9 protein-coding genes, 1 other RNA gene and 8 pseudogenes are annotated in these 13,821 nt (G+C 39.3%); 15 read left to right on the plus strand and 3 right to left on the minus strand.

The window, feature by feature from the left end; all coding sequences use genetic code 11:
• Positions 1-233 (minus strand): annotated as a pseudogene (locus tag HT669_RS02915) (IS630 family transposase); the annotation flags it as partial.
• A 272-nt stretch (positions 234-505) separates the two neighbouring features.
• On the opposite strand from HT669_RS02915, the gene comW reads away from it, so the two are divergent.
• From comW to HT669_RS02965, 10 genes are all read left to right on the plus strand, one after another.
• Positions 506-742: a sigma(X)-activator ComW gene (gene comW, locus HT669_RS02920; RefSeq protein WP_023937504.1), complete on the plus strand. Its 237-nt coding sequence runs from the start codon at positions 506-508 to the stop codon at positions 740-742.
• Between the two features lie 230 nt (positions 743-972).
• Positions 973-2,259 (plus strand): adenylosuccinate synthase, encoded by a 1,287-nt coding sequence (locus HT669_RS02925; RefSeq protein WP_016397785.1) that lies wholly within the window; start codon positions 973-975, stop codon positions 2,257-2,259.
• A 200-nt stretch (positions 2,260-2,459) separates the two neighbouring features.
• On the plus strand, positions 2,460-2,927 hold the full coding sequence (gene tadA / locus HT669_RS02930) for a tRNA adenosine(34) deaminase TadA (RefSeq protein ID WP_016397786.1): 468 nt from the start codon (positions 2,460-2,462) through the stop codon (positions 2,925-2,927).
• A gap of 32 nt (positions 2,928-2,959) precedes the next feature.
• Positions 2,960-3,057, plus strand: an RNA gene (gene ffs, locus HT669_RS02935) — signal recognition particle sRNA small type.
• A 56-nt stretch (positions 3,058-3,113) separates the two neighbouring features.
• A complete protein-coding gene (locus tag HT669_RS02940) occupies positions 3,114-3,557 on the plus strand; it encodes a dUTP diphosphatase (RefSeq protein ID WP_000702002.1) in 444 nt (147 codons plus the stop codon).
• Complete coding sequence (locus HT669_RS02945; RefSeq protein WP_023937502.1) at positions 3,517-4,074, plus strand: histidine phosphatase family protein; 558 nt, start codon at positions 3,517-3,519, stop codon at positions 4,072-4,074. The genes HT669_RS02940 and HT669_RS02945 overlap by 41 nt, the downstream gene beginning before the upstream one ends.
• Before the next feature lie 10 nt (positions 4,075-4,084).
• Entirely contained in the window at positions 4,085-5,449 is a 1,365-nt protein-coding gene (gene radA, locus HT669_RS02950) for a DNA repair protein RadA (protein WP_172922021.1), read from the plus strand.
• Between the two features lie 72 nt (positions 5,450-5,521).
• Positions 5,522-6,019: a carbonic anhydrase gene (locus HT669_RS02955; RefSeq protein WP_007285146.1), complete on the plus strand. Its 498-nt coding sequence runs from the start codon at positions 5,522-5,524 to the stop codon at positions 6,017-6,019.
• 24 nt (positions 6,020-6,043) lie between these two features.
• Positions 6,044-6,859 carry a PrsW family intramembrane metalloprotease gene (locus HT669_RS02960; RefSeq protein WP_000749767.1) on the plus strand — a complete coding sequence of 272 codons (816 nt, stop codon included), beginning with the start codon at positions 6,044-6,046 and terminating at the stop codon, positions 6,857-6,859.
• Between the two features lie 144 nt (positions 6,860-7,003).
• Positions 7,004-7,972, plus strand: coding sequence for a ribose-phosphate diphosphokinase (locus tag HT669_RS02965; protein WP_000010164.1), 969 nt, complete (start codon positions 7,004-7,006; stop codon positions 7,970-7,972).
• Positions 7,973-8,028: 56 nt separating this feature from the next.
• Here HT669_RS02965 and HT669_RS02970 read toward each other — a convergent pair.
• Positions 8,029-8,875 (minus strand): annotated as a pseudogene (locus HT669_RS02970) (IS630 family transposase).
• 112 nt (positions 8,876-8,987) lie between these two features.
• Here HT669_RS02970 and HT669_RS10975 point away from each other — a divergent pair.
• The 5 pseudogenes from HT669_RS10975 to HT669_RS10980 form a co-directional block, all read left to right on the plus strand.
• Positions 8,988-9,958 (plus strand): annotated as a pseudogene (locus HT669_RS10975) (PD-(D/E)XK nuclease family transposase).
• Positions 9,959-10,253: 295 nt separating this feature from the next.
• Positions 10,254-10,652: pseudogene (locus HT669_RS02985) on the plus strand (helix-turn-helix domain-containing protein); the annotation flags it as partial.
• 39 nt (positions 10,653-10,691) lie between these two features.
• Positions 10,692-11,493: pseudogene (locus HT669_RS02990) on the plus strand (IS630 family transposase); the annotation flags it as partial.
• Positions 11,494-11,919, plus strand: a pseudogene (locus HT669_RS10855) (IS30 family transposase); the annotation flags it as partial. It lies immediately after the preceding pseudogene.
• A gap of 622 nt (positions 11,920-12,541) precedes the next feature.
• Positions 12,542-12,874: pseudogene (locus HT669_RS10980) on the plus strand (N-acetylmuramoyl-L-alanine amidase family protein); the annotation flags it as partial.
• Between the two features lie 222 nt (positions 12,875-13,096).
• On the opposite strand, the pseudogene HT669_RS10985 reads toward HT669_RS10980, so the two are convergent.
• Positions 13,097-13,589 (minus strand): annotated as a pseudogene (locus HT669_RS10985) (IS66 family transposase); the annotation flags it as partial.
• Positions 13,590-13,821 lie beyond the last annotated feature (232 nt).

Genomic DNA, 13,821 nt, shown 5'->3' on the forward strand with positions numbered 1-13,821 from the left:
CGTAAAAAAGCATCTGGATGAGCCTCTACAAAGGATTTCAATTCCTCTAAAGGAATCTTTCGGTTTTTGACGACTCGCTTTTTCCTCTCTAAGTGTCCTTGTTCACGTAAGTTCTTTTTCCATGTGAAGAGAGTTCTGACGCCGACATCAAAAACCTTGGCTGCCTCGACATGGCTGTGCCCCTCTTTGATGTAATCTAATGCTCGCTGTTTAAAATCTGTACTATATGCCATAGCTTTATTATAGCATGCTTGTTTGAAACTAAGCAACTATACTATGCGTTTTTCTTATTTTAAGATTTTTACCTCAACTCTCTTTTAGTATTTAACGCAGTTAATAAGGTCTATAATAGTCTAATTTAGGTAGTAAATTTGTTCCTATTCTGTCAACTTTTCCTATTTTTTATCTTATTGAGGTTGGTATTTGTACAATTCAGGAATTATTAATGATTAATTAAAATTTTTTGTTAGAATAAGTTCATAAAAAAGAAAAGGAGTATTTGATTATGTTACAAAAAATTTATGAGCAGATGGCGGATTTTTATAGAAATATTGAAGAAGAGTATGGTACTGTATTTGGTGATCATTTTGACTGGGAACATTTTCATTTTAAATTTTTAATTTATTATTTAGTGAGATATGGTATTGGGTGTCGTAGGGATTTTATCGTTTACCATTATCGTGTTGCTTATCGTTTGTATCTTGAAAAGATGATAATGAAACAAGGTTTTATTTCTTGTTGAGATAGTCTGAGTTAATTTCCGAACAAATTTACTTTTTTATGGAAAGATAATAATAAATAGCTGCTTATTTTTCTAAATCATTTTTTAATAGTTGGAAATAGCAAATCTTTCTATTGTTTCTTCTTGATAAAAAGGCGATTTTTTATTATAATAAATTGTAAGATATAATTGCAGGTGAGAGTCCTGCCATGTATGTGAGAAAGGAAGAGCCTGAGGGCTCAGACAAGATTATGACTTCAGTTGTTGTTGTAGGTACCCAATGGGGTGATGAAGGTAAAGGGAAGATTACAGACTTCCTTTCAGCGAATGCAGAAGTGATTGCACGTTACCAAGGTGGTGATAATGCTGGTCACACGATTGTGATTGACGGTAAGAAATTTAAGTTGCACTTGATTCCATCTGGGATTTTCTTCCCTGAAAAAATATCTGTCATTGGGAATGGTATGGTTGTAAATCCTAAATCTCTTGTAAAAGAGTTGAGCTATCTTCATGAGGAAGGTGTAACAACTGATAACTTGCGTATTTCTGATCGTGCGCATGTTATTTTGCCTTATCATATCGAGTTGGATCGCTTGCAAGAAGAAGCTAAGGGCGACAATAAGATTGGTACGACAATTAAGGGAATTGGTCCAGCTTATATGGACAAGGCTGCTCGTGTTGGAATTCGTATTGCAGATCTTTTAGATAAAGATATTTTCCGTGAGCGTTTAGAACGTAACCTTGCTGAAAAGAATCGTCTTTTTGAAAAATTGTATGACAGTAAAGAGATTGTTTTCGATGATATTTTTGAAGAATATTACGAATATGGTCAACAAATCAAGAAATACGTGATAGATACATCTGTTATCTTGAATGATGCGCTTGATAATGGCAAACGTGTGCTTTTTGAAGGTGCACAAGGTGTTATGCTAGATATCGACCAAGGTACTTATCCATTTGTTACGTCATCAAACCCTGTAGCTGGTGGTGTGACAATTGGTTCTGGTGTCGGTCCAAGCAAGATTGACAAGGTTGTAGGTGTATGTAAAGCTTATACGAGTCGTGTAGGAGATGGTCCTTTCCCAACTGAGTTGTTTGATGAAGTGGGAGAACGTATCCGTGAAGTGGGTCATGAGTATGGTACAACAACTGGTCGTCCACGTCGTGTAGGTTGGTTTGACTCAGTTGTGATGCGTCATAGCCGTCGTGTTTCTGGTATTACTAATCTTTCATTGAACTCTATCGATGTTTTGAGTGGTTTAGATACTGTGAAAATCTGTGTGGCCTATGATCTTGATGGTCAACGTATTGACTACTATCCAGCTAGTCTTGAGCAATTGAAGCGTTGCAAACCTATCTATGAAGAGTTGCCAGGTTGGTCAGAAGATATTACTGGAGTTCGTAATTTGGAGGATCTTCCTGAGAATGCGCGTAACTATGTTCGTCGTGTGAGTGAATTGGTTGGCGTTCGTATTTCTACTTTCTCAGTAGGTCCTGGTCGTGAACAAACAAATATTTTAGAAAGTGTTTGGTCCTAAGAGATTTTTAAGATTTGTTTAAGATAGGTCGGGTATACTATAGACAGTTACAAGAAGACCTCCTAACTTGTTGTAACAAATATCCTAAACTTTTCTTTTTCATAATAATCTCCCTATAGAGTCACCGCATTCGGTGGCTTTTTTTGTGTTGGGATTCATGATATAATAATAAAATCGATAAGTAGGAAAAGAGAAAAGAGATGTATTATACGCTTGAAGAAAAAGAAGTCTTTATGAGGGAGGCTTTGAGAGAGGCTGAGATTGCTCTTGAACACGATGAAATTCCAATTGGTTGTGTGATTGTCAAAGATGGGGAAATCATTGGTCGTGGGCATAATGCGCGTGAGGAATTACAGCGAGCGGTTATGCATGCGGAAATTATGGCTATAGAGGATGCGAACTTGAGTGAGGAGAGCTGGCGCTTGCTGGATTGCATACTTTTTGTGACCATTGAACCTTGTGTCATGTGTAGTGGGGCGATTGGGCTTGCCCGTATTCCAAATGTGGTCTATGGGGCTAAAAACCAGAAATTTGGCGCTGCTGGAAGTTTGTACGATATCTTGACAGATGAGCGTCTTAACCATCGTGTAGAGGTTGAAACGGGAATTTTGGAAGATGAATGCGCAGCTATTATGCAGGACTTTTTTAGAAATAGACGGAAAAAATAATTTTGCTTTTAAAATGAATAGGAATGTGATATAATAAATAGTGGAGCAACAGTTCTGCGTGAAGCGGGTCAGGGGAGGAATCCAGCAGCCCTAAGCGATTTGAATTGTGTGCTCTTTTTTTCGTGCTTTTTCCGAATAAATAAGATAGAATAATCTAGAATAAATGATAATAGAAAAGAGAAGATGATGAAAATTCGTGGTTTTGAATTGGTTTCTACTTTTACAGATGAAAATTTATTGCCCAAGCGTGAGACAGCGCATGCGGCTGGTTATGACTTAAAGGTTGCTGTGCGTACAGTTATAGCTCCAGGAGAGATTGTCTTGGTTCCGACAGGGGTTAAGGCTTATATGCAGCCGACTGAGGTTCTTTACCTTTATGATCGCTCTTCAAATCCTCGTAAGAAGGGCTTGGTCTTGATTAACTCAGTTGGGGTCATTGATGGGGACTATTATGGAAATCCTGGGAATGAAGGGCATATTTTTGCACAGATGAAGAATATCACAGACCAAGAGGTTGTTCTTGAAGTTGGAGAACGTGTTGTCCAGGCTGTCTTTGCTCCTTTCTTAATTGCAGATGGAGATGCAGCTGATGGTGTGCGAACTGGTGGTTTTGGATCAACTGGACACTAAGATGAAGATTATCTTTATACGTCACGGGGAGCCAGATTACCGTGAGTTAGAGGAGCGTTCTTATACGGGATTTGGGATAGATTTGGCGCCCTTGTCTGAGAAGGGACGGCAGCAGGCCCATAAATTGAGCACCAATCCTTTACTCCCTTCAGCTGAAATAATCGTATCTTCTGCAGTCACAAGAGCTTTAGAAACGGCTTCTTATGTGGTTTATGCTACGGGTCTTCCTTTAAGAGTAGAGCCTTTATTACATGAATGGCAGGTCTATGAAAGTGGCACAGATAATTTTGAAAAAGCTCGTACTATGTTTCTAGAAAATAAGGGGGAGTTACTTCCTAATAGTCCTATTCAATATGAGACAGCTACGGAGATGAAGTCTCGTTTTCTAGAATGCATGGCTAAGTATCGAGATTACCAGACCGTGATAGTGGTAACTCACAACATGCTCATGCGTCAGTTTGTGCCAAATGAGAAGATTGATTTTTGCCAAGTGGTTGAGTGTGAATTAGAGATATAGAAAGAGGTTTATCATCGCAAAGAAAAAAGCGACATTTGTATGTCAAAATTGTGGGTATAATTCACCTAAATATCTGGGGCGTTGCCCCAACTGTGGGTCTTGGTCTTCTTTTGTAGAAGAGGTTGAGGTTGTCGAGGTCAAAAATGCGCGTGTGTCTTTAACAGGTGAGAAAACCAAGCCCATGAAACTGGCTGAAGTGACCTCCATCAATGTCAATCGAACCAAGACAGAGATGGAGGAATTCAACCGTGTACTTGGAGGCGGAGTGGTACCAGGAAGTCTCGTCCTCATAGGTGGGGATCCTGGAATTGGGAAATCAACCCTTCTCCTACAAGTCTCAACCCAGTTGTCCCAAGTGGGGACTGTTCTCTACGTCAGTGGGGAGGAGTCTGCTCAGCAAATCAAGCTACGAGCAGAGCGCTTGGGTGATATTGATAGTGAGTTTTATCTTTATGCAGAGACCAATATGCAGAGTGTTCGTGCTGAGGTGGAGCGTATCCAACCAGACTTTCTCATTATTGACTCCATCCAGACTATTATGTCTCCTGAGATTTCAGGGGTGCAGGGCTCTGTTTCTCAGGTGCGTGAGGTGACGGCTGAACTTATGCAGCTGGCTAAAACCAATAACATTGCCATCTTTATCGTAGGTCATGTGACCAAGGAAGGAACATTAGCTGGGCCTCGTATGTTGGAGCATATGGTGGATACGGTACTTTACTTTGAAGGGGAGCGTCACCATACCTTTCGTATTTTGAGAGCGGTCAAAAACCGTTTTGGCTCCACTAATGAGATTGGGATTTTTGAGATGCAGTCAGGTGGCTTGGTTGAGGTTCTTAATCCGAGTCAAGTTTTCCTAGAAGAGCGTTTGGATGGAGCGACTGGCTCATCAATCGTTGTGACCATGGAAGGGACGCGTCCTATTCTTGCAGAAGTGCAGGCCTTGGTGACACCGACCATGTTTGGAAATGCCAAGCGTACGACGACAGGACTTGATTTTAACCGTGCTAGCTTGATTATGGCTGTTTTGGAAAAGCGGGCAGGTCTTCTCTTGCAAAATCAGGACGCCTATCTTAAATCTGCTGGCGGTGTCAAATTGGATGAACCTGCCATTGACTTGGCCGTTGCTGTTGCTATTGCTTCGAGCTATAAGGACAAGCCAACTAATCCTCAGGAATGTTTTGTGGGAGAACTGGGCTTGACAGGAGAAATTCGGCGCGTGAATCGTATCGAACAACGTATCAACGAAGCTGCTAAGTTAGGCTTTACTAAGATTTATGTACCTAAGAATTCCTTGCCAGGAATCACTCCGCCCAAGGAAATTCAGGTCATTGGCGTGACAACGATTCAGGAAGTTTTGAAAAAGGTCTTTGCATAATCCGTGACAAATTCTCTTAAAAATGATAAGATAGGAGAAATATTTGACTATCAAATTTTCAAGGAGGGAATCGTGTCGTATTTTGAACAGTTTATGCAAGCTAATCAGGCTTATGTTGCCTTACATGGGCAGTTAAATCTGCCACTTAAACCCAAAACAAGAGTAGCTATTGTGACCTGTATGGACTCTCGTCTGCACGTTGCGCAAGCTCTGGGCTTGGCACTTGGGGATGCTCATATCTTGCGGAATGCAGGTGGTCGAGTGACTGAAGACATGATTCGTTCGCTAGTTATTTCCCAGCAACAAATGGGGACAAGAGAGATTGTGGTATTGCACCATACAGACTGTGGTGCTCAGACCTTTGAAAATGAACCTTTTCAGGAGTATTTAAAAGAGGAATTAGGTGTAGATGTGTCAGACCAGGACTTCTTGCCCTTCCAAGATATAGAAGAGAGTGTACGCGAGGATATGCAACTGCTTATCGAGTCTCCCCTAATACCAGACGATGTCACTATCTTTGGTGCCATTTACAATGTTGATACAGGAAGTATGACAGTCGTAGAATTATAAATACTTCATTTAGAAAGAAAGTGTATGAAGAAAAGCAGTATTTTATTTATTTTTATTTTATTGCTATGTATTGGTTTACAGTATGAAACCATCTACTATACGGACGGTTCGAGGTCAGGTGCGGAATATGGACTAATGGGAGTTTCTATCTTTCTAGCTCTCTTTTACATGATTCCGGCTCTTTATTTTCTCTTCCGTATTGGGAAAAAATGGGAATTGCCAAAGAAGGTTTTGATTCTGTCTTTATTGGGAGGGATGTTCCTTTCAGGCTGGTTGTCTAGCTTTGCGAATACCTATATCCATGATTTGCTGGGTATGCTTTTTCCAGATAGTACATTTTTAAATGCCTTTGAAAGTGCTATTGTGGCTCCTTTGGTAGAAGAACCCTTGAAATTATTGCCACTTGTTTTTGTTTTGGCTTTGATTCCTGTGCGAAAATTAAAATCTTTGTTTTTACTTGGAATTGCTTCCGGTTTGGGATTCCAAATGATTGAGGATATTGGTTATATTCGTACGGATTTGCCAGAGGGCTTTGACTTTACTATTTCGCGAATTTTAGAGCGTATCATCTCAGGAATTGCCTCTCACTGGACTTTTTCAGGTCTAGCTGTAGTAGGTGTTTACTTGCTTTACAGAGCCTATAAAGGACAGAAGGTTGGCAAGAAACAGGGCCTTATTTTTCTAGGTTTAGCCTTGGGAACTCACTTCTTGTTTAACTCTCCTTTTGTGGAGTTGGAAACAGAGTTGCCTTTAGCGATTCCAGTGGTTACGGCTATTGCTCTCTATGGTTTTTATCATGCTTATTGCTTTGTTGAGAAACACAATGAGTTGATGACCTAGAATATTTTTCAAAAGAATGATGCAAGGGTACAAATATGGTGCCCTTCTTTTATTTTTGATTGAAAAATAGTGCAAAAAGCGCTACAATGGTAGATGGAAAATCTTGTGAAAAGCACAAGCGATACATATATACCGGAGGAAATCATGTCTTTTTCTGATTTAAAGCTGTTTGCCCTTTCTTCTAATAAAGAATTGGCAGAACGTGTGGCGCAGGAGATTGGGATAGAGTTGGGGAAATCAAGTGTTCGCCAATTTTCAGATGGAGAGATTCAGGTCAACATTGAAGAATCAATCCGTGGGAAACACGTCTTTATCCTACAATCAACTAGTTCGCCTGTAAATGACAATCTGCTTGAAATTTTGATTATGGTAGATGCTTTGAAGCGTGCGAGTGCAGAATCTGTCAATGTTGTCATGCCTTACTATGGGTATGCACGTCAGGATAGAAAGGCGAGAGCGCGTGAGCCAATCACTTCAAAACTTGTCGCAAATATGCTTGAAGTAGCTGGAGTGGATCGTTTATTGACCATCGACTTGCATGCTGCGCAAATTCAAGGATTCTTTGATATTCCTGTGGATCATTTGATGGGTGCTCCTCTGATTGCAGATTATTTTGAGCGTCGTGGTATGGTTGGTTCTGACTATGTGGTTGTCAGCCCGGACCATGGAGGGGTGACTCGTGCTCGTAAGTTGGCAGAATTTTTGAAAACATCTATCGCTATTATTGATAAACGTCGTAGCGTTGATAAGATGAATACTAGTGAAGTTATGAACATCATCGGTAAGGTTGAAGGCAAGACTTGTATCTTGATTGATGATATGATTGATACCGCTGGAACGATTTGTCATGCGGCAGATGCTCTTGCGGAAGCTGGTGCTGTTGAAGTCTATGCAAGCTGTACGCACCCAGTTCTTTCTGGTCCTGCTACGGACAATATCCAAAAATCAGCTATTAAGAAATTGGTTGTTTTGGATACCATCTATCTTCCAGAAGAGCGTTTGATTGATAAGATTGAGCAGATTTCAATCGCTCATCTCCTAGGGGATGCTATCGTACGTATTCATGAAAAACGACCACTTTCTCCACTTTTCGGTATTGAGAAAAAAATTTAATGACCAAGCCTGAGATGGTTCTCAGGTTTTTTCGTCTTTTTTCCGAATAAATATAGTCAATTGAAACAAGAACAAGACAAAAGAGCCTCGTAAAAGGTATTGCAACTTGGTAATACCTTTTTGAGATGCTTTTTGAGATGAGCCCATGTCTTCTCAATAGGATTGTACTCAGGTGAGTAGGGAGGAAGGGGTAAAAGTTTATGCCCAAACTCTTCACACAAGAATTCTATTCTAGCTATTCTATTGGAATCTTGCATTATCCATAATAATAACTGAGGGTGTATTTAATGTCGGTAAGAGAAATTTCTGAAACCAAGCTTCAAAAAAGTCGCTCGTCATTGTTTCTTGGTAAGTTATTGGAGCGATTAACTCACCATTTGTTAGCCCTGCAACCAAAGAAATCCCCTGATATCTTCTTCCAGAGACTTTACCTCCTATTAACTGACCTTTTGATGAGCAACCATATTCTCGATAAAAGTAAGTATCGAATCCTGTTTCATCAATATAAACAGGTGCTAAGTGCTTTAAACTATTAAAATTCTTAAGAAATAAGGATACTTTTCTGGGTCTTGTTCATAGTAGGTGTGGTTCTTTTTTTCGAGTGTACCCCATAAATTTGAGCGCATAGTGGATAGTAGTTGGATGACAGCCAAATTCAGAAGCTATTTCAGTCAAATAAGCGTCTGGATTGTCAGTAAGATAGTTTTTAAGTCTATCTCTATCAACTTTTCTTGGTTTTGTTCCTTTTACTTGATGGTTTAGCTCTTCTGTTCCCTCTTTTAGCCTTAACCAGCCATAAATGGTATTACGTGAGATTTGGAAAACCTGTGATGCTTTTGTTATACTACCTGTTCGCTCACAATAGCCGAGAACTTTTTTACGAAAATCTATTGAATATGCCATAAGAAGATTATACAACATTGTGTATTGTTTTTAGTTCATTTTACTATAGATAGAAGCAGTGAATCTAGCAAACCTAGATTTAAAAATGTGCTATAATGAAAGGAGAGAAAGAATGATTCTAAGACATCCGGGCATTAGCTCAACCAATGATTTGGACGCTAAGAAAATTTTCAGCAATCCAGAAATCACTTGTCAATTTATTCGCGATATGCTGGATTTACCAGCAAAAAATGTGACCATTTTGGAAGGAAGTAACATTCACGTCTTGCCTTCTCTGCCCTATTAAGCACAAGATTTCTATACCAGTATTGATGTCTTGGTGGAGTTGGATAATGGAACCCAAGTAATCATTGAAATTCAAGTTCATCATCAGAATTTTTTCATCAATCTCCTGTGGGCTTACTTGTGCAGTCAGGTCAATCAAAATCTAGAAAAAATTCGCCAATAAGAAGGAAACGCTCACCAAAGTTATAAACACATCGCATCAGTATACGCAATAGCTATTGTGGATAGTAATTACTTTCAGGATGATTAAGCTTTTCATAGCTTTAGTATGCGAGAGGGAACGACAGGTGAAGTCTTAACCATCACAAACAATGGACAGGAAAACCATCTAGTCAAGATGGTATTCTTGGAATTAAAAAATACAGAGAAACCAGCAAGGATAGCGTTCGCAAGCCATGGTTGGAGTTTTTCGGGAATAAACCCTTTACCCAGCGCCCCGAGCGAGCCATCAGCCAAGCAGACCAACTGCTAGATTACAAGAGCTGGTCCGAGGAGGACAGGAAAATGTTTAGTCAACTACGTATGCGTGAAGAACAAGCCTTACTCGCTCATGACTATGCATTGGAACAAGCGGAGGAAAAAGACTTAGAGCGTGGTCGTGCAGAGGGGCTTGAACAGGGACTGGAGCGTGGTCTTGAACGTGGACGAGCTGAAGGGATTGAACAAGGGCGAGAAGAAGGCTTGGAACGTGGGAAACTTTTTGCCTTTCTGGATATGGTTCGCCAAGGACTTCTGACTTCCGAGGTTGCCAGCCATCAGCTGGGTATGAGCGTCGCTGAGTTTGAGTCCTTGCTATGAGGTCACATTTTTTTAATATAGTAGAAAGTTAATGAAATGGCGAGTTATTTCTAAAATACTTGTCATTTTTGCTTGACATTTGGAAGGGGGATAGGATAATACCATAGAAGTGAGTTCTGTCCAACTATCGATATGGATTAGATATGTGAAGTTTGACTCAAAGTTTAAGAAATTTGTGAGATTTTCACTTGGGAGATACGGTATTTGAAGGGTATTTCATCTCACAAAGGTGTTTTTTCAACCTTTTTTGAAAAAAATGAAAGCTCTTCTAGGCATAAGAAAACACCTCTGTGTTATACTTGTTGTTCAACCACAAACACAAGAAAGGCACAGAGATGCAAGACAATTATACTACAAAAGCCAAACAAAAGAAGGAAAATCAAATAGAGAAATTGCCTCTTTGCTTGGAAAAGCTCCTCAAACTATCCACACTGAAATCAAGCGTGGGACAGTCTGACAATGTCTTGGAAAAGGGCGCTTCAAAGAGGTTTATTCTACCGACTATGCTCAACAGTCTTATGAAAACAATCGCAGGCGCTCGGTCAAGAAATCAAGCTTAACCAAAGAACTAAAGGAAAAGATTCTCCATTATCATAATCAAAAGTTTTCTCCTGAAATGATGGTTATGGCTAAAGGGGTTAACGTGGGAATTTCAACCATTTACTATTGGATTCATCATGGAAAATTGGGATTAATACTAGACTAAAATCAAAAAGCATTATATAATAGTAATATGAAATCAACTAAAGAAGAAATCCAAACAATCAAAACACTTTTAAAAGACTCTCGTACAGCTAAATATCATAAACGCCTTCAAATCGTTCTATTTCGTCTGATGGGTAAATCTTATAAAGAGATTATAGAGCTTTTAGACTGTAATCAAACAACGATTTGGCCAACTGTAAAAAAATATGAGGAGTTCGGACTCGACTCTCTCCTTCAAGAAACACGTGGTTGTCGTAACCATGCACATATGACAATTGAGGAAGAGAAAGCCTTTCTTGCCCGTCATTTGAAGGCTGCAGAGGCAGGAGAATTTGTTACAATTGATGCCTTATTTCAGGCTTATACAAAGGAGTTAGGTCCTTCCTACACACGTGATGCCTTTTATCAACTCTTGAAGCGCCATGGTTGGCGAAATATTAGGCCACGTCCAGAACATCCCAAGAAAGCAGACGTTCAAACCATTGTCGCGTCTAAAAATAAAATCTCAATTCAAGAAGACAAGAAAGCGCTTTAAAACCAGTAGACCTTTTCGTAAGGTTTGCTTGATGTACCAAGATGAGGCTGGTTTCGGTAGAATCAGTAAACTAGGATCTTGTTGGGCTCCAATAGGAGTAGGTCCACATGTCCATAGTCACTATATACGAGAATTTTGCTATTGTTATGGAGCTGTTGATGCCCATACAGGCGAATCATTTTTCTTAATCGCTGGTGGATGTCATACTGAGTGGATGAACGCCTTTTTAGAAGAGCTTTCACAAGCTTATTCAGATGATTATCTTTTACTCGTTATGGACAATGCCATATGGCATAATAAAAGCGCTGAATCGGTCAATCAGGCTCTAAAACTCATCTTAAAACAAGACAAGATTCTGTCCATCACGGCAGATAATGGTACAGAATTTAACCGCTTGTCTGATGTATTTTCTGAGGAACATATCTATTATGCGCACCCCTATGCCTCTTGGGAAAAGGGGAACTGATGAGAATCACAACAGGCTCATTCGGAGATGGTTACCTAAGGGAACTAAGAAAACGACTCCCAAAGAAGTCGCATTCATCTAAAATTGGATTAATAACTATCCTAAAAATGCTTGAACTACAAATCACCCAGAGAAGACTTCTTGATGGCTAACTTGAACTTGAAATTTGGCTTTTTTGAAAAAATAGGTAAAAAGTTTAAAAACTCGAAGAAAACTCTTGACAAATCCTGCAAATATTTATATAATCTATGGTAGTAAGGTAGTCTTACGAAAAAATATTTTAAAGAAAAACAAAGGAGATAAAACGATGAAAAAAGTTTTATTGACAAGCGCAGTCGCTCTTGCAGCATTTGGTGCTGTACAAGCTGTTTCAGCTGATACAGCAACTTTTAGTGAGGCTAATGTTCAAACATTGCCAAATGCTAAACCTGCAGCTGATGAGAGAACAGAACCAAGTGCAGAAGTTTCTAAACTCTTTAAAGAAGCAGCAGAAGCAGCAGAAGCAGCAGCTAAACGTGGAGAAGAAGCAAGTGGTAAAGTTAATACTACTGAAAATGGTGATTTGACTATTGATGATATTAAGTCTCACCTTGCATCTCAACAATCTCAACAATCTAATAAACAAAGAGTTGTTACCGATAGATATGTTAAGGTTTATGATAAAGAAGGTAATGAACTGAAACTTGATGGTAAAGCAGTTGAGATTAAGTATGAAAAATCAGCTAATAGTACTGTTGAAGTTAAAACTAAACGTGGAACATATAAATTAACAGTTCGAGTACAAAATGGTAAAGCAACCCTTTTGAAAACTCCTCAATTAGTAGCTTCTGCTGAAACACCTGCTCAAAAAGCTGAATGGATTAAATCAGGTTCTCGCTGGTGGTACAAACACGCTGATGGTTCTTACACAACTAATGGTTGGGAAAAAATCAATGGCACTTGGTACTATTTCGACCAAGCTGGTTGGATGACAACTGGTTGGGTTAAAGACAATGGTACTTGGTACTACCTAAACGACAACGGTTCAATGGCAACTGGTTGGGTTAAAGATAACGGTACTTGGTACTACTTGAAATCATCAGGTGCAATGGCAACTGGTTGGTATCAAGTTGGTGGTAAATGGTACTACTCATACGCGTCAGGAGCTCTTGCAGTTAATACAACTGTAGATGGTTATAAAGTAAACCACAACGGTGAGTGGGTTAAATAATCCAAGATAATTTAAAACTAGGAGAGTTCTCTCCTAGTTTTTTTGCTCTTTGTTAGCTATAGGGGTAGAGTTTTTGGCATTTTCCTTGCAACTCCGTCTATTGGTTAGAAGAAAATAAAAAGTGAACAAGACGATATTTCAGTCGTAACCGCCTAATAACGAAGTATATTGAAAAATCTCCAGACTAGAGAACTCACGGATAGTTCCTAATCTGGAGATTTCTTATTTGCACTTTTCTTGTACAACTTTAGTCCATGGTAAATAAGCCTCTAAAACCTCTTTGTTTACGAGAGTTTCCTCGTTTGGAAGACATTCTAGAAGATAGGATAGATATTTTTCACTATTTAGTTGATGACGTTTAGCTGTTTCCAACAAACTCATAATAATAGCTGTTGCTTTAGCTCCTTCAAAACTTTGAGAAAACAACCACCCTCGCTTTTTAAAATTTAGCTTAGGCTAAAAGAGTCCACTGGACTCTTTTACTCCGTCCCATAACCAATGATTTAATGGCGCGTTCAGCTAGATTATTGGAAAGGACCAGATGTCCGTCTTTTAAAATGGTCTTAAAGGTTTCTTCATACTTGAGGCTGTATTCAATAGCCCTTCCTAGTTTTGAACCTGCTAAAACTGACTGACATCGACACCAAGCAAAGAAATCTTCCATTAGGGGGTGGAGCTCTTCTTGACGTTTCTGTAGTCGTTCATCAGCTGGCAAAGCATGCAATCGCTTTTCACCTGCTTTTAAGGCCTAGTTTAAGACTAAGTTAGAACAAGGAAAACATTACAATGTAGCCATCATCCACCTTGCAAAAAAACTTATCCGAACCATGTTTTATCTCCTAAAAAAGAGCTACCATTTGACGAACAAAAAGTGATGTAATTTCTGAAATTAACACAAGATTACCTTTGAAAAAAATGGACTTTTTCAAGGGATTTTTGCCGTGCTC

The organism is Streptococcus sp. 2100 (genome assembly GCF_013276335.1).
Classification (GTDB): domain Bacteria; phylum Bacillota; class Bacilli; order Lactobacillales; family Streptococcaceae; genus Streptococcus; species Streptococcus pseudopneumoniae.

Coding starts and splice junctions, on each gene's coding strand:
- comW (WP_023937504.1), top strand. CDS start 506: ATGTTACAAAAAATTTATGAGCAGATGGCGGATTTTTATAGAAATATT.
- HT669_RS02925 (WP_016397785.1), top strand. CDS start 973: ATGACTTCAGTTGTTGTTGTAGGTACCCAATGGGGTGATGAAGGTAAA.
- tadA (WP_016397786.1), top strand. CDS start 2,460: ATGTATTATACGCTTGAAGAAAAAGAAGTCTTTATGAGGGAGGCTTTG.
- HT669_RS02940 (WP_000702002.1), top strand. CDS start 3,114: ATGAAAATTCGTGGTTTTGAATTGGTTTCTACTTTTACAGATGAAAAT.
- HT669_RS02945 (WP_023937502.1), top strand. CDS start 3,517: ATGGTGTGCGAACTGGTGGTTTTGGATCAACTGGACACTAAGATGAAG.
- HT669_RS02960 (WP_000749767.1), top strand. CDS start 6,044: ATGAAGAAAAGCAGTATTTTATTTATTTTTATTTTATTGCTATGTATT.
- HT669_RS02965 (WP_000010164.1), top strand. CDS start 7,004: ATGTCTTTTTCTGATTTAAAGCTGTTTGCCCTTTCTTCTAATAAAGAA.